The organism is Paractinoplanes bogorensis, from assembly GCF_018829635.1.
In the GTDB taxonomy this organism is placed as follows: domain Bacteria; phylum Actinomycetota; class Actinomycetes; order Mycobacteriales; family Micromonosporaceae; genus Actinoplanes; species Actinoplanes bogorensis.
Map to the genome: position 1 here is coordinate 64,224 of NZ_JAHKKG010000011.1, position 22,850 is coordinate 87,073.

At 73.1% G+C, this 22,850-nt stretch carries 16 protein-coding genes; 3 read left to right on the forward strand and 13 right to left on the reverse strand.

Features of this window, described 5'->3' with window-relative positions:
- The first annotated feature begins 36 nt into the window (after positions 1-36).
- Complete coding sequence (locus KOI35_RS32410) at positions 37-1,761, forward strand: CocE/NonD family hydrolase (RefSeq protein ID WP_215792494.1); 1,725 nt, start codon at positions 37-39, stop codon at positions 1,759-1,761.
- A 3-nt stretch (positions 1,762-1,764) separates the two neighbouring features.
- Here KOI35_RS32410 and KOI35_RS32415 read toward each other — a convergent pair whose 3' ends face one another.
- Genes KOI35_RS32415 through grpE form a run of 10 tightly spaced genes read right to left on the reverse strand, consistent with a single transcriptional unit; the run spans position 1,765 to position 15,157 of the window.
- The gene (locus KOI35_RS32415) at positions 1,765-2,583 is read right to left on the reverse strand and encodes a hypothetical protein (RefSeq protein WP_215792495.1); all 819 of its coding nucleotides are present in this window, start codon (positions 2,581-2,583) and stop codon (positions 1,765-1,767) included.
- The gene (locus KOI35_RS32420; protein WP_215792496.1) at positions 2,580-3,197 is read right to left on the reverse strand and encodes a vWA domain-containing protein; all 618 of its coding nucleotides are present in this window, start codon (positions 3,195-3,197) and stop codon (positions 2,580-2,582) included. Before KOI35_RS32420 ends, KOI35_RS32415 begins: the two co-directional genes overlap by 4 nt.
- Positions 3,198-3,204: 7 nt before the next feature.
- The gene (locus KOI35_RS32425) at positions 3,205-4,854 is read right to left on the reverse strand and encodes an Hsp70 family protein (protein ID WP_308121272.1); all 1,650 of its coding nucleotides are present in this window, start codon (positions 4,852-4,854) and stop codon (positions 3,205-3,207) included.
- Positions 4,788-4,961 (reverse strand): hypothetical protein, encoded by a 174-nt coding sequence (locus KOI35_RS32430; RefSeq protein WP_215792498.1) that lies wholly within the window; start codon positions 4,959-4,961, stop codon positions 4,788-4,790. The genes KOI35_RS32425 and KOI35_RS32430 overlap by 67 nt, the downstream gene beginning before the upstream one ends.
- A gap of 11 nt (positions 4,962-4,972) precedes the next feature.
- Positions 4,973-6,592 (reverse strand): TRAFAC clade GTPase domain-containing protein, encoded by a 1,620-nt coding sequence (locus KOI35_RS32435; RefSeq protein WP_215792499.1) that lies wholly within the window; start codon positions 6,590-6,592, stop codon positions 4,973-4,975.
- Between the two features lies 1 nt (position 6,593).
- The gene (locus KOI35_RS32440) at positions 6,594-8,996 is read right to left on the reverse strand and encodes a GTPase-associated protein 1-related protein (RefSeq protein WP_215792500.1); all 2,403 of its coding nucleotides are present in this window, start codon (positions 8,994-8,996) and stop codon (positions 6,594-6,596) included.
- On the reverse strand, positions 8,993-10,174 hold the full coding sequence (locus KOI35_RS32445) for a zinc ribbon domain-containing protein (RefSeq protein ID WP_215792501.1): 1,182 nt from the start codon (positions 10,172-10,174) through the stop codon (positions 8,993-8,995). The genes KOI35_RS32440 and KOI35_RS32445 overlap by 4 nt, the downstream gene beginning before the upstream one ends.
- Entirely contained in the window at positions 10,174-12,864 is a 2,691-nt protein-coding gene (locus KOI35_RS32450; protein ID WP_215792502.1) for a SaeA-related protein, read from the reverse strand. The genes KOI35_RS32445 and KOI35_RS32450 overlap by 1 nt, the downstream gene beginning before the upstream one ends.
- A 6-nt stretch (positions 12,865-12,870) precedes the next feature.
- Positions 12,871-14,550, reverse strand: a complete 1,680-nt coding sequence (locus KOI35_RS32455) for an Hsp70 family protein (protein ID WP_215792503.1) — start codon at positions 14,548-14,550, stop codon at positions 12,871-12,873.
- The gene (grpE, locus tag KOI35_RS32460; protein WP_215792504.1) at positions 14,543-15,157 is read right to left on the reverse strand and encodes a nucleotide exchange factor GrpE; all 615 of its coding nucleotides are present in this window, start codon (positions 15,155-15,157) and stop codon (positions 14,543-14,545) included. Before grpE ends, KOI35_RS32455 begins: the two co-directional genes overlap by 8 nt.
- 106 nt (positions 15,158-15,263) lie before the next feature.
- Here grpE and KOI35_RS32465 point away from each other — a divergent pair, with 106 nt between their 5' ends.
- On the forward strand, positions 15,264-16,661 hold the full coding sequence (locus KOI35_RS32465) for a hypothetical protein (RefSeq protein WP_215792505.1): 1,398 nt from the start codon (positions 15,264-15,266) through the stop codon (positions 16,659-16,661).
- Here the strand turns inward: KOI35_RS32465 and KOI35_RS32470 are convergent, their stop codons facing one another.
- Genes KOI35_RS32470 through KOI35_RS32480 form a run of 3 tightly spaced genes read right to left on the reverse strand, consistent with a single transcriptional unit; the run spans position 16,662 to position 21,243 of the window.
- Positions 16,662-17,768: a hypothetical protein gene (locus tag KOI35_RS32470; protein ID WP_215792506.1), complete on the reverse strand. Its 1,107-nt coding sequence runs from the start codon at positions 17,766-17,768 to the stop codon at positions 16,662-16,664.
- Positions 17,765-20,314: a CHAT domain-containing protein gene (locus tag KOI35_RS49095; protein ID WP_215792507.1), complete on the reverse strand. Its 2,550-nt coding sequence runs from the start codon at positions 20,312-20,314 to the stop codon at positions 17,765-17,767. The genes KOI35_RS32470 and KOI35_RS49095 overlap by 4 nt, the downstream gene beginning before the upstream one ends.
- Entirely contained in the window at positions 20,311-21,243 is a 933-nt protein-coding gene (locus tag KOI35_RS32480) for a hypothetical protein (RefSeq protein ID WP_215792508.1), read from the reverse strand. The genes KOI35_RS49095 and KOI35_RS32480 overlap by 4 nt, the downstream gene beginning before the upstream one ends.
- 122 nt (positions 21,244-21,365) lie before the next feature.
- Here KOI35_RS32480 and KOI35_RS32485 point away from each other — a divergent pair, with 122 nt between their 5' ends.
- A complete protein-coding gene (locus KOI35_RS32485; RefSeq protein ID WP_215792509.1) occupies positions 21,366-22,850 on the forward strand; it encodes a VWA domain-containing protein in 1,485 nt (494 codons plus the stop codon).

A 22,850-nucleotide genomic window follows, 5' to 3' on the forward strand; every position in this document is an offset into this window, starting at 1 on the left:
TTGCCGAAAATCTCAACGCGTGTTGATATTAGCGGCATGAAGACCTACATGCCGTCCGAGCCGCTGCGGCCGGGCGATCGCTACGGCGTCCTGAGCGGGTACGAGCCGGGCACCCGCACCCTCCCGGCGGGCTTCCAGGTCGCGCCGCCGTTCCGGCCCACCCCGGTCGACATCGTGTTCGAGCGCGACGTGCCGGTCGTCCTGCGTGACGGGGTCACGATCCACGTCGACCTGTTCCGCCCCGTAGGCACCGAACCGGTGCCGGTCATCGTCGCCTGGAGCCCGTACGGGAAAGGTCAGGGCACCTCGACCAGCGTGATGGGCATCTTCGGGCTGGTCGGGCTCAGCAACGACGTGGTGTCCGGGCTGGAGAAGTTCGAGGGGCCGGATCCCGCGTACTGGTGTGCCCAGGGTTACGCCATCTGCAACCCGGACATCCGCGGTGTCGGCGAGTCCGGGGGCGACAGCGTGCTCTGGGACCGGCAGGAGGGACGCGACTGCTACGACCTGGTCGAATGGCTGGCCGAGCGGGACTGGTGCAGCGGCAAGGTCGGCATGAGCGGCACCTCCTACCTCGCCGTCGCCCAGTGGCTCACCGCGGCCGAGCAACCCCCGCACCTGGCCGCGATCAACCCGTGGGAGGGCGTCAGCGACGTCTACCGCGACCTGGTGCTGCGCGGCGGGATGCCGGACACCGGCTTCGCCCGGCAGTTGCGCGACCACAGCTTCTGGGGCAACGCCGGCAAGGAGGACATCGTCGCCGAGGCCGAGCAGCACCCGCTGATGGACGAGCTGTGGGAAGAGAAGATCCCGGACTTCGACCGCATCACCGTGCCGGCCTACGTCGTCGCCAGCTATTCGAACACCCTGCACACCGCGGGCACGTTCCGGGCCTGGCGGCGCATGGCTTCGCCGGAGAAATGGCTGCGCATCCACAACACCCAGGAGTGGCCCGACTACTACGACGAGGCCAACCGCGAGGATCTGCGCCGCTTCTTCGACCACTATCTGCGCGAGGTGGACAACGGCTGGGAAGACACTTTTCCCGTACGGTACTCAGTGCTCGATCTCCAGGGCGGCGACCGGGTCGACGTGCCCGCCGTGTCGTTCCCGCCGCCCGAAGCGGTCGCCACGTCCTACTTCCTCGACGGGCGCACGCGCACCCTCGTACGGGAAAAGCCCCGGGAAGACACCGCCTCCTACGACATCGGCGCCAACCCGGATGTGGTGTCGTTCGTGACCCGCTTCGACGAGGAGACCACGCTCGCCGGCTATCCCAAGGCCGTCCTGCACGTGGAAGCTCAGGGCGCCGACGACATGGACCTGTTCGTGCTGGTGCAGAAGCTCGACGCCCACGGCACGCCGCTGCAGCAGTTCACCGTGCCCAATCAGGGCGCGATGATCCAGGACGTGACCGAGCGTGGCGCCTCGATCCTGCGCTACAAGGGCAGCGACGGCCGCCTGCGCGTCTCGCTGCGCCACCTGGACGAGAAGCTGTCGACCGGCGACGTGCCGGCACACACCTTCGACCGGGTCGAGAAGCTGTCACCGGGCGAGATCGTCACCGTCGAGATCGACCTGTTGCCGGTCGGGCTCGCCTTCCACCCGGGCGACCAGTTGCGCCTGGTGATCAGCGGCCGCTCGTTGCTGGGTCCGATGATGCCGCGACTGCGCGAGTACGAGCCGGCCAACAGCGGCCGCCACGTCATCCACACCGGGGGTGAGCACGCTTCCTACCTCCAGCTGCCGGTCCTGGGGTGAGGCTCACCCGCGCACCACTCCGGCGAGGTCGGGCCGGCCGATCTTGTCCAGGGCATCGGCCAGGTAGGGCAGCTCGTTCCGGCATTCGAGCCAGCGCCACAGATGCCCGGCCTCGTCGCCGGTCGTGAACCGGGCGAGATCGTAGGACGGCACGTCGACCAGGGTGGCCAGATCGCGCCACGAGTCGCCGAGTCGCCGTCGGAACGCGAGCGCGGCCTCGCCCGGGAAGACGGTCCGGGATCGGGGCAGGTCGACGAACCGGTCGACCGGCTCCCACACCGGGAACAGGTCCGAGCCGGGCGGCGGCCCGAAGGCGGCCCGCGGCCGCACGTGGACCTCGCGGACGGCGGGCGGCACGAGCAGGACCATCCACACCTCCCGATGGCCGGGGGTGACACCGCCGGCCCGCGACCAGCGCCAGGCCGGATCGGGTCCGTGCAGGCCGGACACGCGGACCGGGTCCTGGGCGGCCAGGGGGACGGATCCGTGTCCGGCGGGTACGAAATTCAGCATCGCGCTGAGCTCGTAGACGCCGGCGGGTTCGGGCTCCTCCGACGACTTCGGCACGGTGTCGAGAACCCACACGTCAGGGGTCTCGAACTCGAAGCCGGCCTCGATCCACGGCGGCCGGTCGGCCTTGTCGTCGGTGACGAGGTCGAGGCTGACCCGGATCAGGTAGGCGTCCTCGGCGTACGCGGAGGACGGGACCGGATGGATCTGCCACCCGCCGAACCGGACGGCACCGAGATCGACCCGCGGCCGGTCGGTGAAGTCGCGGGTGGTTGGCGCGGTCAGGAACGTGCGGACCAGAGCCGGTCTCATGACTTCCGCCGGCCCGAGATCAGCGACGTGGCCATCGCCGCGATGCCGCCGGCGATCTGACCCGGCCCGGCGATCTCGGCCTGGTCGATGCCCTCGGTGGCGATCTTGGCCAGCGAAGCCGCCGCGTGCCGGCCCAGCCCACGGACGATGATCCGGATGCCCTGGGCCGCCGCCTCCCGGGCGGCGGCCACGGCCGGGCCCTCGGCCCCGATGTCACCGTCACCGAAGACGGCCAGCACCCGGTCGCCCCGCAGCCCTGCGAGCATGGAGATACCGGCCTGCAGGGTCGGCGTCACGTTGGTTCCGCCGCCGGCCGAGGCCCGGCGCACGCCGTCCAGCACCGGTTCCGGCCGGGCGGACAGGCCGACCGTCGCCGCGACGCCGGTGTTCCACAGGATCAGGCCGACCCGGTAGCGGGCGGCGATCGCCTGGGCCACGAACTCGTGCGCGCCCGCGACGGCCTCCCGCAGCGGTTGCCCGGACATCGAGGAGCTGACGTCGATGCACAGGAAAACCTTTCCCAGGTACGGCTCCTGGAGCGCGGCCAGGTGCGGGCCGGCGGGCCACTGCGTGACGCCGACCGAGTCGTACGTCCGGCGGATCCAGTCGGTCATGCGATCCTCACTGTCGTACGGTCAGGGCGGCCAGACTCGCGGCCTGTTGTCCCCGCGCGGCCGAGTCGAGCACGCCGTCCACGTAGGCCTCGAGGCGCAGTTCGGTCGCGCTCCGCGGCTCGCGGGCGGTCAGGCTCAGCCGGCCGTCCAGGCCCAGGCTCAGGCGCACCTCGAGCGGCGAACCGGCCGGCAGCCCCGCGGGCAGCCCGGTGAACTCGCCGTCGAGCACCCGCTGGTTGTCGGCGAACTCGGGCGACTCGACAAAGCCGGCCTGCTCGAAGACCTCGATCCGGACGGTCGCCTGGTCGTCCAGCACGGTGGCGACGGTGATTCCGCGGTCACCCGGGAGCGGGTCGTTCTGGTGGATGACGTGCTGCACATAGCGGCGCTGCCCGTCCGGGTCGGCGCTGTCGTGGATCAGCAGGCCGAAGCTGCGGGGCACGACCGAGCTGAGAAACGGTGTCCGCGCCGGCTCGGACTCCGAGCCGGACGTGGCCGGGCCGGGGGTCGCCGCCTCGAACCCCCAGCCCGGCGTCACCCAGGCCGGCCCGGTGCGGGTCAGCGCCGCCGCCCGCAACGCCGCGCCCTTGGCCACGGCGAGTTCGGGCTCGTGCCGGCGCGGGCGCAGGCCCAGTTCGGCCTCGATGGCCTCGGCGACCATCGGCATCCGGGTCGAGCCGCCGACCAGCAGGTAGCCGGTCACGTCGCCGGGCGCGAGACCGGTCTGCGCGAGCATGCGGCGGACGCAGTCGACCGTGCTCGCGGTCAGGTCGCGGGTCATCGACTCGAACTCGGCCCGGGTGACCGTGATCCGGGCCGTACGGCCGTCGTGCCGGAGCACCACCTCGTGGGCCTGGGTGCCGGTCAGGGCCCGCTTGGTGCGCTCGGCCGTGGCGGTCAGCCCGGTCATGAAGGCGGCGTCGTCGAGCGCCTCGTCCGCGCCGGTCAGCTCCACGAACCGGTCGGCCAGGTGGGAGTGCAGCCGCGCGTCCCAGTCGGCGCCGCCCAGATCCATGTCGCCGTCCACCGCGACGATCTGCGGCCCGCCGGAGTCGGAACGCAGCACGGTGGCGTCGAACGTGCCGCCCCCGAGGTCGTACACCACCAGGGTTCCGGGGCCGGTGGCGCCGTGGTGCAGGGCCGCGGCGACCGGTTCGCCGATCAGCTCGAGCACCTCGAGCCCGGCCAGCAGGGCGGCCTGCTGGGTGGCTTCGCGCTCGCGAATGCCGAAATAGGCGGGCACCGTGACCACCACCGGCAGCCCGGTGGGCGGCCGGTCCGGGGCGACCCCGTCGACCACCGCGCGCAGGATCAGCGACGAGATCGACTCGGGGGTGTGCTCGACGCCGTGGAACTCGAACCGGCGCCCGGTGCCCATCTGCCGCTTCACCAGCGCGACGGTCAGTTCCGGGGCGATCGCGGCCAGCTGCCGGGCCTCGTCACCGACCACCGCGCCGCCCGGCGCGAACGACACCACCGAGGGCACCAGCTCGGCTCCCATCGGGTTGCGCAGCACCACCGGCCGGCCGGTGGCGTCGATCGTCGCGGCCACCGAGTTCGAGGTGCCGAGGTCGATGCCGAGGAACGGGATCAGCTCTGCCGTGCGCTCTTCAACTCCATCACCCAGGCCTCGCCGCCGTCGAGGATCCGGTCCCAGGTGCCGGAGAGCACCACGGCCGCGATGACGGCGACACTGGCCGCCACCACCACCAGCAGCAAGGTGGCGCGAAAGGCGCGGTAGTTCGGGGGAACATCGATCGGCACGGTCGGTCCTCTCAGGCCTTGGTGGTCTCGTCGGCCCGGCTCTCGCCCGGGTTCCGCTGCCCGGGCAGCGGGATCGGCTCGTCGGCCAGGAGCCAGGCGAACGGCGCCACCGGGCCGCGGCCGAGCCGGGCGTCGGTGGCCGAGACGGCGAAGTAGCGCACCTCGCGGAAGTCCCGTTCGGCCGCCTGCACCAGGTTGTCCATCTGTTCGTCGAGCAGCCAGGCCCGGATCGCGTCGCTGTCGTCGGGCAGGCCGTCCAGTCCGGGCAGGCGCCGGACCAGGTCCAGCTTGGACACCACGAAGGCCAGCCGTTGCTGCCGTTCGGTGCGCACCCCGGACTTCCGCAGCCGGGTGGCCACGTTCTGGTAGGACGGCTCGGGCAGGTCGGCCGAGGCGTTGGCCGTCCGGAAAAGCGTCTCGAACGTACGCCGGAAACGTTGCCGGACCGCCGGGATCGCGAACGGGTCGAGCACGAAGACGAGCGTGCGGGCCCCGTCCAGATAGAAGTACTCGGTGTTGCGCTCGGCGTCCGAGATCGCCTCACCGGCCGCGTCGTAGACGTGCAGCAGGGCCTCGCGCCGGCCCGACCGGAAGCGCAACGTCACCGCGATCGGCTGGTGCGCGGCGTCGGTCTTGCTGGCCGAGCCGCCGCTGTCGATCACCTGGGCGAAGTTGTCGTAGGTCCGCCGGCTGTGCTCGTCGGCCAGCGTCACCTCGGCCGGCGACGGCCCGCGCAGCAACCCGACGACGCCGGCCATGACCAGGTGGGTCTTGCCCGACGAGGGCGCGCCGAACACCGGGACGCGGACGTCGGTGGCCAGCCCGGCCCGGTCGTGCAGCGGGGCGGAACACCGCGGGCAGTAGGCCGTCATCACCCGGGCCGCCCGCACCACCATGGTGGGCAACCGCCGGCCGCATCCGCAGCGGCGCCAGAAAACGCCGAGCAGACCGGGGCGGACGTCCCGGTGCATCGCCGTGTCGCCGTGCGCCCCCGGGCACTGGTAGACCGGCCGGGCCGAGGTCTCGTAGCAGTGCGGGCAGGTGCCGGACGAACGCCGGACCAGCCGGGCCAGCCGGTCCAGGCCGCGCAGCAGCGCCACCGCCACCACCGCGAGCACCCACCCGGCCAGGGCCAGGACGGTCAGCGCGACCGCGACCAGCAGCATCGCCCCCGCCGCGCCGATCGTGCCGGCCAGCAGGAAGACCACGATCGGCAGCACCACCGGCCACAGCGCGAGGGTGAACCAGCCCGCGGCCATCCCGCCCTCGGCGGCGCCCGCCCACACTCCGGCCGTCACCCGGCTCACCCGCTCGACGGCGACCCACCAGTCCAGCCACGCCTGCACGACGAAGTAACCGGGCCAGGCGCTGTCCGGGCGGATCGCTTTCGGCGTACGGACGATCGGCAGCTTGCCCGCGACCACGTCCGCGGGCGCCCGCACCCGCTCGTCCTGGTCGCCCAGCAGCAGCATGAAGGTCACGGCCAGCGCGACCAGGACGCCGGTGGCCACCCCGGCGCCGGTGGCGAGCAACGACACCGGGAACGTGACGTAGACGAAGGCCAGCCCGCACAGCCAGAGGTAGAGGCCGAAGGCGACGACGGCGGCGACGACGACGAGGACGACCGGCATGTCAGCCCTCCTTCTTCTCGCGGCGCAGGCGGCTCCAGAACGACTTCTCGCTGTCCTCGACCAGCGCCGCCCACTCCTTCTGCCGGCGTGGAACCACCTCGTGGACCAGTCCGGTCGCGTACTTGCGCCGTTTGTCGCCGGCCTTGCGCAGCCAGTGGCGCAGTTCGTCCGGCCACAGCCGCTCGTATTCGGGACCGAGCACCCCGATGCCACCGAGCCGGAAAGCGATGACGGCCGGCACGGCCCGGTCCGCCTTGCCCAGCGAGGCCAGCAAGGCCCGCCCGTACGAGGCCCGCGTCTGCTCCGGCAACTGGGCGACCATCTCTTTCGACGCGGCCGGGTGGCGCACCGCCAGCATGGCCTCGACGATCTCGCGGAGCCAGACCCGCCGGGCCAGGGGACCGACGGCGGCCAGGACCCGGCAGTACTCCGCGAGCGCCTCCGGCTCGGCTTTCGGCAGGCTCTCGCACCACTGCCGCAGCTCGGCGTCGTCGTCGAGCAGAGTCACGAAGAGGCCGGGCAGCTGGATCAGGCCGTGCTCGTCGAGCCGGCGGAGCAGGTCGACCTCGGGGTGCCCGGCCCGCCCGCTCGCCTCGATCGACCGGAGCAGCGAGCGGAAGACCCGTTCGGTCAGCACCGTCCCGGGCGGGAGGAGCTCCGGGAGCATCGCGTACTCGGCCAAGGTCGGCGCGGTCCGTTGCCACAGGGCCTCGGCGGTCCGGCGGATCTGGCCGAGGCCCTGCGGCAGCCCGGCGACGAGCATGTCCTTGATCAGCGCCTGCCGGCCGTCCCGATCCGCCGCGTGCATCTTCGCGGCCAGCATCGTCTCGTAGAGCCGGTACTCGGGCAGCGCGCCGTTGATCAGGAAGTGGTCGCACCAGGCGTCCCCGACCTCAGGGCCGCGGCCGCGGTCGATCCGTTCGAGGAGCTTGTCGTTGAGCCGGCCGCGCAGGACCGGCCAGGCGACGCCCCACGCCTTGGCCTGATACTTCTCCTGCGGATTGTCGGCCCAGTACGTCACGAAGGCATCCACCGCCTCGGGCACCGCGTTCACGTCGTACTGGAGGTCGAACCGGGCCGCCACCCGCAGGACCGCCTCGAACGGGCGCGGCCCGCGCCACTGCGCCAGCTCGTCCGGCACCAGTTCGGCGCACCGGGCCGCGTACTGCTCGGTCCACACCCCCGGCGGCAGTGGCGGCAGCTGCATGTCCTCGGCCGTCCCGCTGCGCGAGGCCCGGTTCAGCTCGGCACTGATCAGCGCGAGCCGCACCTCGGGCGCCCACTCCTGCGCGATCTGGCCCGAGCGGGCGACCTCGTCCAGCCCGAGCAGCACGTCCTCGGGCCACTGCTTGATGTTGCCGACCAGCTTGTCGACCAGCACGTTGCGATCCTGGGCGAGCAGGGTGGCCGGGGTGTCGCGCAGCCAGTTCACGGCGACGCGGGCGATCGGCAGGCTCAGCCCCGGCCCGCGCAGCACCATGGTCACGGCCAGGTCGAGGGCCTGCCCGGGATCGGTCAGCCCGTTCGCGCCGGCCTGCTCGACCACGTCCAGCACGTCGTACGGATCCTCGTCGAGCAGCAACCGCACGCGCCGGCTCGCGTCCTCGGACACCGTCACGTCGCTGAACTCGTTGCGGGTCAGGTCGAACACGGCGTACCCGCCGTCGTTGCCCACCCGGGACGAGGTGCTGTCCCAGTCCGGATGCACGGCGACGACCGGCTGGGCGGCGTACGCCGGGTTGGTCGTGAAGACCTTGAAGCCGATGCCGACGGCCCGGCTCTGCGGCAGCAGCAGGGTGGCGGCGCTGATCCAGCGCAGCACCTCGGCCGCGTCCTCGCCGATGAACAGCACCCGCCGCCCGTCCGGGCCGAGCGCCTGCAGGGCCGAGAGCAGGCACTCGAGCAGCTCCGCGCCGCGCGGACGGCCGGCCACGAAGGTCTGCGCGGCCTCGATGTCGAAGGGCCCCGGCTCCCACGTACGGGAAAGCGGCGGACACTCCGTCCCCGCGGCCGGGCGATCGGTCCAGAACGGCGCCCCGAACATCTGGGCCGGCCGCACCAGCCCGTAACTCGCCGGATCGCCGGTGACCACCGCATGGGTCAGCTGGTTGCCCTCGCGGCCGCCGTTGGCCTCCCGTCCGAGATAGACACCGGCGGCGGTGGCGAACAGCCCGTCCCCGGTGTGCGCGAACGACGGCGGGTAGTCCGTCACCGGCCGGCGTTCGCGCATCCAGTTCGCCGGGGGCTCGTAGAGCAGCGAGTTCTGCACGAGGTTCATCGCCGTGCGGTCGGCGCCGGGCGACCGGGCCTGGAACTGCAGGCCGGCGGTGCCCTGCAGACCCTGACCGGGGACGCAGTCGGTGTAGATGAGCGTCTCGAACGCCGTACCGTCGGGGGCGCTCACGGCTGCCTCTGGCGGGGGATGACGTCGAACTTGCTGAGCAGCCAGAGCAGCGGCTCGCTGACCCGGAACGGGTGGACGCCGTTGCGGTCGACCGCACCCGAGGAGTAGTCCGGGGGCGCCCCGAGCGCGGACACCGGGAAGTACCGGTAGTTGGCGTAGTTGTAGTCGAGGTGCGTGTCGATGTCGTCCGCGCCCCACTCGTGCAGCAGCGCCTTGACCTGTTCGTGGGTGGCCTGACCGGCGGTCTCGTCGTACGGACCGGCGGCCGACGGCGCCCGCATCAGCGGATGGTCGGGGCCGAGCACGTCGAAGAAGGCATCGATCTTGGCGAAGGCCACCGCGACCGGGATCTTGATCCGCCCGCTCGAGCGGACCCCCTGCTCGCGGCGGAGCTTCTCGGTCACCCGGTCGAGCACCTGCATGGTCGGCTGCTCCGACCGCACGGCCTCCTTGGGCAACCGGATCTGGTTGCGGGCCTCGGGAATCATGAACGGGTCGAGCAGCAGGATCAACGCGTCGGCCGAGTTCAGATAGGTCAGGTCCCGGGTCCGGTCGTCGCTGTTGAGATCCTCGCCCGCGGTGTCGTAGAAGGACAGGAACGTCGTGCGATACCGGGTGAGCAGATTGCCCAGGCGGGACTGTTCCTGCCGCCATTCGAAGACGGTGGGCGGCATCCGGCCGTTGGTGGCGGCGGCGGTCTGGGCCATCAGCGCCTGATCGGCGTAGACCGAGCCGACGTAGTCGCGGATCGGTTCCTTGACCGCGCCGGTCATCCGCACGTCGGCCCCGAAGCGGCGGCGCAGGCCGTTCAGCAGCTCGTGGGCGAGCACGGTCAGATAGACGGACTTGCCGGTGCCCTTGGCGCCGACCATCGCGATCAGCGGGCTGGCGGTGGCGCCGAAGTTCGACGACAACGGGGTGTGGCAGTTCGGGCAGACCCGCACCCGGCTGGTGCCGCCGCAGTCCGGGCAGTCCGCCTTGGCCGGGCCCAGAGGCAAACGCATCGACGGAGGGAACGACGGTCGTACCGGATCTTGGTAGCCGGTCCACTGCCGGCGCGCGTCGTCCGGCTTCGGCGTGCAGCCGGTGCGGCCCGGCGCGCCCCGGCCGGTGCACTGATACCAGAGGCGGTTCCCGTCGATCCGTTTGTAGCAGTACGGGCAGGCCAGACGGCTCATCACGACACCTTCAGCTCGGCGATGGGCGGGTCGATCAAGGTCACGCCGGCCGGTTGGACGACGAAACAGCGGATCCAGTACGGCTTGGGGGTGCGCGGCACCGCGAACGGCAACGCGATCGGGACGCCCGGGACGAGCGCCAGCCCGGCGAACCGCTCGACCTCGACCTCGGGCTCGAGCCGCGACGGCATGACGCGGCCCGGGGCGACCACGACGGCCAGCTCCAGGCCGTCGCACGCGTGGTCGCTGACGATCTCGAGCTCGCGCTGGGCCCGGTTGCGCCAGCCGGGCACCGGCCGCAGCGCGTACCGGACCCGGGTGGCGCGCCCGGCCACCGTCTCGCTGACGGGCTCGGCGGTCGACTCGCCGGCCGGCCCGATGGTGATGGCCCGGACCGACACCGTGCCGCCGGCCGGGCCGACCGGCAGGACGCAGCCCGCACCGTCCACGTAGGCGGCCCGGGTCAGACGCTGCCGGGTCGTGGCCGCGTCCGGCTGAGCCCACTCGACCTCGACCAGACCGGCGTCCTCGGGCCAGACCCAGGTCACCGTCACCTGGCTGCCGGTGCGGCGCAGGTGCAGCCCGCGGATCGGCTCGGCCTGGCCGAGATGCACCGGGCGGCCCACGATCAGCCCGGACGGGCCGCTGGTGAGCGGCACGTACATCTGCGGGCCGAGCGGGATGTCGGCCTCGAGCACACAGGTGCCGCCGTACATCTCGGGCAGGCCGGGCACCTCGGTGCCGTACCGGCCGGCCACGGCGGTGCTGACCGTCGAGCCGTACTCCCAGGTGGGCGGCTCGGGGGCGTACCGGATCCGGACCGCTCCGGCCCCGGCCGGCCAGGTGAGCCGGACGACGACGTGGCCGCCCTGGCGATGGACCGGCTCCACGGCCAGACCGTCGAGCGGGCGGGCCTCGGCCGCGGTGGAGGCGGACACCACCGCGGTGCGGGACGTCACCTCCCGGCGGCGGTCGTCGTGATAGACCGCGGTCAGCCCGTAGAAATACTCGACACCCTCGTCGACCTCGCGGTCCACCAGCGTGCCGGTGCCGGCCGCGACGCTCACCCCGTCGTCCGGTCCGCGCGGCGGCCGGCCCTGGGTGCGCCGGACCCGCACCGCCACCACATCGGCCGGGACCTGCCAGGTCAGGGTGATGCGGCCGGCCCCGGCGCGCACGGCCACGTCGGCCGGCTCCGGGGTCAGCCGGATGTGCCCGGCGGCCGGCCGCGACCAGATCGTGCTGTCGGCCCGGGCCGCGAAGACCGCGTAGTGCAGGTCGCGGGCGGTGGGTGGCCGGCTGTCGGTTGCCGCCGACAGCCGGCTGCCCTCGGCCACCAGCTCGCCGTCCTGCGCCGAACCGGGTGGCTCACCCTCCCGCCGCACGATCCGGAAGCGGATGTCGTCGACCGCGGTCACCGGCGGCTGCCAGGTCAGCCGCACCTCGCGACCGGACGCCGACACCCGCAGCTCGCGCGGCGGCGCCATCGGCAGCCGGGACAGCCGGACGCGGACCTCGTCGTCATCCTCGGCGATCCGCGTCGCCTCCTGCAGCAGGCGTTCCGCCTCGTCCTCGCGCCGCCGGTCGAGGGCCCGGTCGGTGTCGGCGAGCAGGGTGGCCAGGCGGGCGGCGAGCGTGTCGATCTCGGCGACGATCTGCGGGCGTTCCGGATCGTTGGCCGGCAGGGTGCCCAGCGTGGCCTGGGCCGCCCGCAGCTGACCGGCCGCCAGCATCTCGCGGATCTGCCCTGCCACCGGTGATCCGGCCGTCGCGTCGCTGGGGAGGCTGGCCACCACCAGTTCGGCGTCCTCCTGGGTCAGACCGAGACGCGTGGCCTGCCGCACCAGCAACGCGTCGACCAGCTGGTCGGAGCGGCCGGCGACCAGCTGGTCGACGATCTGGTAAAGCGCGATCAGGCGCAGGTCGGCGCCGCCCTTGACCGCGGTGGCCAGGATCCGCAACGCGGCCCGCCGCGCCCGCAGCACCGGCGAGTCGGCCGCCCGGTCGGCGTCGGCGATCCGCGCCATGAGCGTGGCGGCATCCAGCCGGCGGGCCGGTTCCCCGCTCACCGCGAACTGCTGGACCAGCGTGAACGGCCGGCTGAGATCCGAGTGGAGCAGCTGGACGACGGTCGGCACACCGGCTTCGCCCAGCCGCTTCTGCAACTCCCGGTAGACGACCCGGTCGACGCCGCTCTCCGCCGGCAGATCGACCACCTCGACGACCTGGACCCCGGCCAGCCGGACCGCGGCGTCCACGTCGGCCTGATCGAGCGCCGGGTACTGCTTGGCCACCCCGGCCACCTGGGCCGCCGTCACCTTGCGGACCGCGCCGAACGCCTGCTGCAGATCGGTCGCCAGCTGGGCGATCATGTCCTGGGCCCGGCCCGCCCGCGCCGCGGCGATCGCCCGCCACCAGCGCGGATCGGTGAGGTCGGCGCCGGGCCGCTTCTGCAGCTCCTCATCCGCGGCGAGCAGGCGCCGGCACACCTGGGCCTTGCTGTCCGGCCCGCTCGCCGTCTGGTTCCAATAGGTACGGAGTTTGCGCAGATGTGCGGCGAGGGCCGCGGCGTCGGCCAGGGCGGGCTCGATGGCGTACCGGCGCAGCAGGTCGTCGTCGGTGAGCGGGGTGTTCCGGCCCCGCAGCGGCCGGATCACCTCACGCTCGTAGCGATCGGGCTCGAACACCATCGTCGATCAGGACCTCACCGTGATGGCGGAGACGGCCACCGCGGCCGACTTCACCTCCTCGTCGGACAGGACGCTGACCTGCACTTCGATGATCAGGTCGCGGCCGCTGCGGGGCTCGTTGGCCTCGACCCGCAGCAGCCCCTCCCGGCTGACCGTCATCAGCACCTCGATCGGCGAGTCGGCCGGCAGCCCCGCGGGCAGCCCGGTGATCAGGCCGCTGCCCCGGTCGACCGCCTTGTTGGCCGCCATCTCCCGGCTCTCCTCGCCGCCGGCCTGCTCGTAGATCTCGACCTTGACCTCACGCTGATCCGGTACGACCGTGCCGGCGGTGAAGTCCTGACTGGTCGGCAGCGACTGGTCGGCGTGCACCAGATGCTCGACGTAGCTGTGCCGGTCGATGTCGTTCTGCCACCCCGGGGCGTCGGTGTCGACGAGGCGTACGCCGAACGCCTTCGGCAGCACGGTGGTGATCTCCTTGCGGGCGAAGCCGGCCAGCTTGTCCGGGTCCAGATTGGCCGCCTGGGCGATCGCGGCCACCCGCTCCTTGCGCTCCTGCGCGGTCGGCGAGTCGTCCCCGGCCGACGACCAGTCCCAGATCGCGCTGCTCAGGGCGTAGCGGGCCGCGCCCTTGGCCACGGCCAGATCCGGGTCGTGCAGACGAGGCTTCCAGCCCGGGAACTTCTTCTCCAGCGCCGCCTTGACCGCCGGCATCCGGCTCGACCCGCCGACCAGCAGCACCTCGTCGATCAGACCGGCCGGGTCGTCGGTGGCGATCTTGCGAGAGAGCTTCTCCAGCGTACGGTCGGTGTAGCCGAGCGTCCGTTCGAGCAGGTCCGAGGTCATCTGCTCGAACATGTCCCGGGTGATCTCGACGGTCGCCTGCTGCCCGCCGAAGCGCAGCGGCACGTTCCGCGAGGTGACCATGGAGAGCTGCCGCTTGACGTCCTCGGCCTTCTCCTGCAGCTCCTGCATGAACTCGCGGTCGTCGGTCGGGTCCTCGGTCACCCCGGTCCGCGCGGTGAACTCGTCGACCAGGTGACCCACCAGCCGGTCGTCCCAGTCGACGCCGCCCAGCTCCTGGTCGCCGTCGGTGCAGAGCACGTCTATCCGGTCGGCCGACACCCGGATCACGGTGGTGTCGAAGGTCCCGCCACCCAGGTCGTACACGAGAATGATCCGCTCGGAGTCGGTCGCGGCCACCTCGTACTGCAGGGCGGCGGCGACCGGCTCGGGCACGATGCCGATCACGTTGAGCCCGGCGATCGTGCCGGCCTGCTTGGTCGCCTCCCGCTCGAGCATGCCGAAATAGGCGGGGACGGTGATGACCACGTCGTTCACCGCCCGGCCGGTCTCCTCGGCGGCGTCGGTGGCCAGCCGCTTGAGGATCAGCGCCGAGATCGACTCGGGCGAGTACACGACGTCGTCGAACTCCCAGTTGCGGGGCTGGCCCATGCTGCGCTTGACCCGCGAGACGACCTTGTCCGGATAGACCACCGACAGGTTCTTGGCCTGCTCGCCGACGACCACGTTGCCGGCCGACTCGAAGTAGACGACCGACGGCAGCGTCTCCTTGCCGGTGGCCGAGTTCCGGATCACGGCCGGCTTGCCGTACTCGTCGATGTACGAGATCACCGAATAGGTGGTGCCGAGGTCGATGCCGAAGAACGACGTGGGCTCGTCAGACATGGTTCTCCTCCTGCTGAGGCGCGGTGGCGGGTTCGGTCCACCGGTGGACGCGGACGGTGGCGGGGGTGAGCACGCGCCCCGAGGTGGTGTCGAGGTAGCCGTCGCTCAGCACGTCGGCGATGCAGCCGTCCTCGTCGGGCCGGGAAGCGGGAAGAACGGCGGCGGGCCGATGCCGGGTGCCGTCGAACCGGTCACCCGGCACGGGCCGGATGGCGCCGACACCGCCCCGCTCGAGAGTCAGCTCGACCGACTGGGCGAACGAGTCGAGCAGGCCCGCCACCTGGTCGGCGGTGACCCCGGCCGGGACGGAGGCGGCCTGCCGGATGAGGTCGTTGCGCAGCCGCTGCAGGTCGGTCAGCAGTGGCATGAGGACCATCCGGCGTTCCCCGGCCCGCAGCTTCTGGTTGTCGTCGTGCAGGCGTTCGATCATGCGGTCGCGGCCGGCCGACCGCTCGTCGGCCGCCCGCAGCTCCTGGCGCAGCGCGCCGACGGCGGCGCCGAGCTCGGTCAGGCGCCCCTCGAGATCCGGCGCCGCCTCCGGAAGAGACTCGGCCACGGCCGGTTCCTCCGGGGCGGCCGCCGCCCCCGGCGTCTCGTGAAGTGTCATGCCGAGTCCTGACGGACAGCTCTCGCCCGCCCGTTCCGCGCTCCGGTCCGTCAGTACCGCATCGACGGCGTGAGTGAGCTCGGATCGGAGGGCGATGAAGCCGGTGATGCGGGCAAGGGCGCCCGAGGCGCGCCCGGCGGAGGCCGGCTTCCGTCTGCTGTGGCCCGATGCCGCCAAGCGGGTGCTGCGTGGCGAGACAGCGCGGTTGCGCCGGCTGGCCGTCCATCTACCACCCATGGAGCCGGCCGACGTCGCTCGGTTCGACGACTTCTGCGAGGCGGCCGCGGTCCGGCGCATGCGAGAACGGCAGATCCTGCTCGTCGCCTATCTGGCGGTCGGGATCCTGGCCGCCGCGCCCAGCGTGTGGCTGGTCGCCACGACATTTCGCGCCCGCCCGGCCGCGTTTCTGGGATACGTCGTGACCGCAGTGGTGCTCACCGTGCCCGCCGCGTGGGCGTTGCGGGGCCGCCGGATCTTCTCACCGCTGCTGGTGGCGGGTTTCGCCGCTGCCGCCTACGCCGCGGTCTGGTCCTATCTGGCCGTGACACCGTGGTGGGACGCGCGCTGGATGCTCCTCGTCCCGCCCGCCGCCGGCACCGGCATAGCGCTCGGTGCCGCTCTCACGTTCGCCATGATCATCTTTGCGCTGCTCGGCCGGGCGGTGATGGCGCTGGCCACACGCGCCCGATCGGGTGACCGGCAGCTGCCGGTGCGGGCCTTCGACCATCTGCTCGAGGTGATCGAGCTGCTCAAACGCACCGATACGCGCCCGGGGGACGGCCGCCGCGAAAAGATCGACCGGAAGCTGCGGATGGCGTCGGTGACCTTGGCGATGATGGCGCACGGGGGCCGGCCGGTCGGACGGCGGGGTCGCCGTCATCGCCGCGAGCTCCAGGCTCAGCAGAAGCAGATCAACAAGATGCTGCTCGAACCCAATCCGCTGCTCGGACTGGCGTCCAACGACAGGACCCTGCTCGACCAGACCACCACCTGCCTGCTCGGGCTGTGCCGCGATCAGCTCGGCGATGTGCTGCGCGATGTGCGGGAAGAGCCGATCGTGGTGGTGTCCTCGCCACGGGCCGGACGGCGGCGCCGCCGGCTGTCGGCGGAGGCGTCCCGCCGGTGGCGCCGGGCCGCGGGGCTGGTCGGGCCGGCTCTGATCCTCATCGCCCTCAACCAGTTCGGCTTCCCGATGCCCGCTCCGGTGGTCGGGGTTCTGGGTGCTTTCTGTGCGCTGGTGCTGGTCGTCGGCATCTTCTTCAACTTCTATCCGGATCCGGACGCCTTCCTCAAGGTCGTGACCAACGCCGCGAAGGCCATCCAGGGCGGGGTCATGGGAGCCCGGTCGGCACTCGGCGCCTCCGATGCGGAGGAGCCCCCGGCCGACGAGCCCGGTGACCCAGCCGGTGAGCCCGCTGACCCGGCCGGCGAGTCCGGTGAGCCGGCCGCGGTGCCGGAGCAGCGGGACGGGGTCGACGACAAGCCGAGCGCCGACCGGGCGTAGTCAGCGCTGATCGCGGAGGATCGCGGCCAGCTCGTCGGTGATGTCCAGCGGGCCCAGCCGGGTGGTCGCGCGGTTCAGGGCGTCCGCCGCCGCCGTGAAGTCGTCCTCGGGCCAACCCCCGGATCCGCCCCGCGCCCGGTGCCGCAGCGCCACCGCGAGCAGCAGGTGGTTCGCGCCGTCGTCCGGCTCGGCCGCGGCGATCCCCGCGGTCAGGGCGACCAGATCGTCCGTACGGCTGCGTGTCACCCGATCGTGCAACAGCTCGCGGGCACTCGCGATCGGATCGTCCGGGTGCGGCAGCAACGTGCGCAGGGCCCGCCGCAGGGCAGCGACATCAGGTCCGGCGGCCTGCTTCGCCGACGGCCGGAACGAGCCACGGGCCGAGGGCACGTCGATCACCGCGACCGGACGGTCGGCCGGGGGAGTGCGGGCCAGCAGGTCGCCGCTCCAGGGCGTCAGCATGATTCCCGGTCCGGCCTGCTTCTGCAGGTCGCGCAGTCGCCGGAACGCCTCCGCGATCCCGCTCGGCCGCAGGTTCCCCCGGTCGCTCACGACAGCCCGGAGGACGCCCACCATTTCCAGCATCGTCCGGACCACCGCCTCGGCCTGGGCACCCAGCGACGGACCGGCCAGGGCATCGCGGAAACACTGCTCGGCCCGATCGAGGTCGGCCGGTGCCCCCGGGTTGCCCAGAGGGCGGGCCATCACCCGCCGCAGGTGCAACTGGCCGAGCATCATCCGGGCCGGCAGATGCAGGGCCGGCGGCAGTTGTGCGAAGGCCAGACCCTCGTTCAGCAGTTCGATGCCGCGATCCCGGTCCTCCTTGGCACTGAGGTGGCCCACGTGCCGCATCGCGTACAGCTGGCCGAGCAGGGCTGCCACCTGCCCGCGCCAGGCGTCGGCCGGATCGAAGTACCCGTACGCCTCCTCCAGGACCCGGATGTCCTCGTCCAGATAGGGCCGCGCCGCCCGTTGCCCCGGCCCGGCCCGCCAGTACGCCTCGGCGAGCGCCTGCCCCAGCCGCAGCAAAGGTCCGGTGCGGGCCGGCCCCCGGTGGTGCTGGACCTCGGCCCGAAGAGCCTGCAGCGTCTCGTCGGTGTCGCTCATCGTCCACCGTGCACAAACCCGGCCCAGCTGACGACCGCGGCCGCCTCGGGTCGTTCGGCCTGTTCGCGCAGCGGCTCGGGCATGTCGGGCCAGATCCGGCGGCGCGGATCGAGCATCCAGAGCTGGGCCCGGCGCAGCGCGTCCCACGGCGCGAGCCGGTCGACCATCACGCCCCGGTGGAACGCGTACATCAGCACCGACGTCCCGTGGTCGGGGACCTTCCACTGGGTCGACAACACGGTCCGGGCTCCGGCCGCGAGGAACGCCGTGCCCAGGCTGTACGCCTCGTCGTAGCCGGTCACCGAGCGCCCGGTGCTGCAGGCGGCCAGCACGACCAGGCCGAGCGGGCGGTCCGGCACCCGGTCGAGCGTGCCGCCCAGGCTGCTCGCGGCGAGCTTGCCGTCGGCGAGTTGCAGCCAGGACCCGCCCGGCTCGGCGATGCCGTGGCAGGCCATGTGCAGCATCGACCCCGCCCCCGGGCCGGTCGTGGCCAGCCACCGGTCGAGGTCGGCCCGGGTGCCCGAGCCGGAGTGGCCGCGGGAACCGTCCGGTCGCCGTCCGACGTACCGCGCGCCCAGGTAGAACGAGCGGTGCACGGCGTACGCCTCGGTGCGCGCCGACGGCAGGTCGGCCAGCGGGTCGCCGACGATCAGGCCGAGCGGCTGGGGCGGCACCGGCGCCAGTCCGGCGCTGTGGCAGAACAGCCGGGCCGAGGCCGCCTGGGAGATGGCGATCAGCTGCACCGCGTACGTGCCGTCGCGTCGCCGGGCCGCATGCCAGGGCACCCGGGCCAGCACCCCCATGGGCACCAGGACCACCCGCGGCGGCCGGGCCGGCGGGGTGATCCGCGCGAGGTAGCCGCGGTAGATCGGCCCGATCGCGGCCCGCCAGGCCCAGTCGCACAGCGCGTCCAGGTGGGTCGGCTCCGATGCGGCGAGGTACGCGTCGAGGTCGGGCGCCGCGTCGAGGCGCAGCTCGGGCAGGGCCGAGTAGCTCAGGCTGCCGTGGGCCGACACCATGACGGCGTACCCCGGGACCGGGCCGTCGGCCGGCAGCAGATAGATCAGGGCGTCGGCGTCCACCGCGGCCAGCGCGGCGCCGATCTCGTCCGGGCCTGGCGGCCGGGTGGTGGCCCAGCCCAGGTCCGTGTCGGAGAGCGCCTCCAGCACGTCCCGCCGCAGCGCCCGCGAGGGGCCGGTGCCACCGGCGACCGCGGCCCGCCACCGGGCCGCCAGATCGTCCTGCCCGGCCGTGTCGAGCCGCTCGGCCACCGTCCGCACCTGGGTGGCCGCGAACAGGGCCAGTCCCCGGCCCGAGTCCAGGGCCCGCGCGGCCTCGGCCGGATCGTTGGCCACCAGGCATTTCCGGGCGATGTCGGCGGCGTCCGTGGCGGCGTGCCGGGCGGCGACGGTGGCCGAGCGCAGGTCGGGCTGGGCCAGCACCTGCCAGAGGTGCGCGCCCATCGCGTCGACCGCGCCGACGTGCCCGCCGGGGGAGCGGCCGAGCCGGTAGCGGACGTCGGCCAGCATCTCGGCGATCCAGGTGGAGTGCAGGTTGCCGGGCCCGCCGGTCAGCCGGCGCGCCTCGACGAGCAGTTCCTCGGCCTCGGGCAGCCGGTCCACCCGGTTCATGACCTCGGACTGCCGGTAGAGCGCGAGGGCCAGCGCGGTCAGGTGGAACGGGCGGCGGTGGTGCGCCGGGTCGATCCCGGCCAGGGCCTCGCGCAGGGTGGCGATCGCCGCGGCGATCCGGTCCGGGTCGGTCTCCTCGGCGAGCCCGGCCGTGCCCAGCACGGTCAGGCTGAGGGCCCGGTCGGCCGCGCCGGGCGGGACCAGGTCCGGGTCGGGGCGTCCGCCGGTCTGCAGGATGTCGGCCTGTGCGAGTGCGTCCTCCATGGCCGTCCGGACCGGATCGCCGTCGGGCAGCCGTTCCGAGACCGTCCGGAGCCGGGCCATCAGCGGTTTCAGGTCGTCCCCCCGGCGCTGGGCCGTCATCAGATCCTTGAGGGCGACCATCAGGTCGGCCATCGCCCCGCCGGCCGCCGCGGCGAAGGTGGCGGCCTGCTCGAGCAGGTCCTCGGTGGCCGCCGCGTCCCCCTCGGTCACGGCCCGGCCGAACTCGAGCCCGAGCCGCACCGAGGCGAACACCGGAGCCAGGGCCGGCTCGGCGGCCGCCTCCGCGGCCAGCGCATCGATCTCGGCCAGGGCCGCCCCGAGGTCGGGCAGCTCCCCGTCGGCCGCGGACTGACCGAGGGCCAGCGCGCACGCCGCCGCCCGCAGTGGCCGCCACTGCTCCGCGGGCGGCGGATCGTGATCGGCCGCCGTCACCAGGCCCGCCAGCGCGCGGTACCGGGCCGGGACGGTCTGCGGCCGGCCCCGGACGCAGGCGTGCACCAGCGCGGCGGCCAGGGCGGACCGGCCCGGGGCCTCGGCCGCCAGCCGCTCGAAGTCGCCGATCGCGGCGTCGAGATCGCCGCCGCCACCGGCCACGGCCCAGACGATGCGGGCGATCCGGCCCTGGTCCTCCGTGGAGACAGGTGTGGTCACACAGTGATCTGACGGACGATCGCCAGCACCTCGCGCACGATCCGCCCGGCCGTGTCGTCGTCGGCCAGCCGGACCGGCAGGAACTCCTCGCCGGCCGGTACCGTCCCCGGTTCCCGGTCGATCAGTTCGGCCCCGGTGCCGCCGAGGAAGAGGGCCGAGATGACCGGCAGGACGGCTTCCCGTTCGTCCAGGCCGGCGCGCAGCCGGGCGGTGATGGCGGACAGCGCCAGCGCGGCCAGGTCCTGGGCGTGGGTGTCGTCCTGGTCGTCCGGACCGTAGGGTCGCAGCGGCCGCGGATCGGTGGCGGCGTCGCCGGCCGGCGGCGAGAGCGGGGCATCCTTGCGGCCCAGCGGACGCTCGACATGGTCGGCGTACCACTGGCCGCGCTGCCGCATGACGTTCAGCACGTGGCTCACCTCCGATTCCACCGTCCTGGGCGTGCTGTGCTCGTGGTCCCCGGTGATCAGGGCCCGGCGTTGCGACCATTCGTCCAAGGGCCACAGCGAGGATCCGGCGTCGGCCGGGATCCCCACCCAGACCAGGATCAGCCGGGCCAGCTCGAGCAGCCAGCGGTCGTGCCCGAGCCCGGTCTCGAGCGCCTTGGTGATCCGGGGACGCTGGAGCGCGCCGCGTTCGCCCCGGCGGCGGCGATGCGCGTCGACGGCCGCGCCGGGCGCCCGGCAGGCCAGCCAGGAGTCCAGATCGGTGATCGGGGTCCGGGTCGCCAGCAGACGGTCGATCAGGGCCTCGACATCGTCGGAGAAGGCGTCCAGGCAGGCCGTGGTCAGGTGCCGGAAGCCGCGCAGACAGCCGCGGTGCCCCCGGCGGAGCTCGACCTTGCGGGTGACGACGGTGAAGACGATCGGATGCACGATGGCGTGGATCGCCGCGCGCAGTCGGCGCCGGGTGGCGTCGTCCGCGGTGGACATCGTGGAGGCCAGAGATCCGGTGGCGGCAAGGAGACGAACGTTCGGGACCATCATTTCCCCTGGTGATCATGGAAGGCCGGCCGGTCCGTCAGTAAGGAGGCGAAGCGGGCGGAAGGATGCCGATGAGCAAGCTGCGGGCATGGATCGTGGTCGGGGTCGCGATCCTGGTGAGTGCGGTCGCCGCACCGGTGCGGGCCGCTCCGGCCGACGCCGACGCCGTCTACGGCGCGCTGCGGGTCAACAGCGTGCCGGCCGACTACGTGGTGATGGTGGACGTGTCCGGCTCGATGAACGGGCCGCGCTACGCCCAGGTCAGGCGCAGTCTGAGCGCCTTCCTGGCCGCCCTCGCCCCGGACGATCAGGTCACGCTCGTCCCGTTCGCCGAGAAGCCGCGATCCGCGCGGACAAGTGCCGCCGGGCGCTCGGCGACCCAGCTCATGCGGCAGCTGCCCACGGTGGCCGACGGTCAGTCGACGGACATCGGCGCGGCCCTGGAGAAGAGCGTCGACGTGCTCAGCCGCTCCGGCGCCCCGGCGGTGGCGACCGTGGTGCTGCTGACCGACGGGGAGCACCGGCCGCCGGGGGCCAGCCCGTACCCGTTCACCACCGGATATCAGTGGAACGTGCTGGCCCAGCGGGCGCGCAAACTCCGGAAGGCGTCGCTGCAGGCCTTCGCCGTCCCGCTGTCCGCCGACACCGGCGCGCCGTTGCTGGCCAAGGTCTTTCCCGGCGCCCGCACCCTGCGGATCACCGGGATCGACCGGCTCACGGCCGCGCTCGACCAGCCCAAACGTGAGGCTCGGGCGGCCAAGGCCCGGGGGCTGCTGGCCGAGGACGCCCGTCGCGGTCTCACCGTGCAATGGCCGGCCGGTCCGATCGGCCACGGTCACACTTCTTTTCCCGTACGCCTGGTGTCGGCCAACCGCTACGTGCCGTTGACCGTCGAGCGTCTCGCCGTGACGAGCGGCCATGCCGGCGTACGGGTGAGCGTGCCGGACACGGCGATCACCGTGCCCGCGGGTGGCTCGGTCACGGTGCCGATCGAGGTCGGCTGGGATGCCGGCCCACTCCACTTCGCCCCGCTGGCCACCGTCCGCGACACCGCCGCGCTCAGCCTCAGCGGCCAGGTCGGCTCGCCGTGGACCCCGGTGATCGCCGGTGAGCTCGGGCTGCCGTTCGCGCCCGGGCTGAGTCCGGCCGGGCACGACGCCGAGCTGTCGGCCCAGCGGGGGAGCGTCGTCCGCTGGGTGGTGGGCCTGGCCCTGCTGATCGCGCTGGTGCTGATCGCCCGGTGGGGACGCCGGCAACGGTTGCGGCCCGCGCTGTCCGGCCGCCTCGTGGTGCGGGCGGGCGAGCGGGAACGGGTGCTCACCCTGTCGGGCCGGGGCGTCACCCTCACCGCCGGGACGGCCGGCGTGCCCGGCGCGGGCACCGTGGTGGCCGTCCGCAGCTCGCTCGGATCGAGTGTGGACCTGCGGATCACCTACTCGCCGGACGGCAGCGAAGGCCGCCGCGAGAGCCACGACTGCGGGCCGGGCGACACGGTGGAGATCGGCGGGGTGCGTTTCACCTGGCGGGACTCGACGGCCGTGGCGGTTCACCGGTGA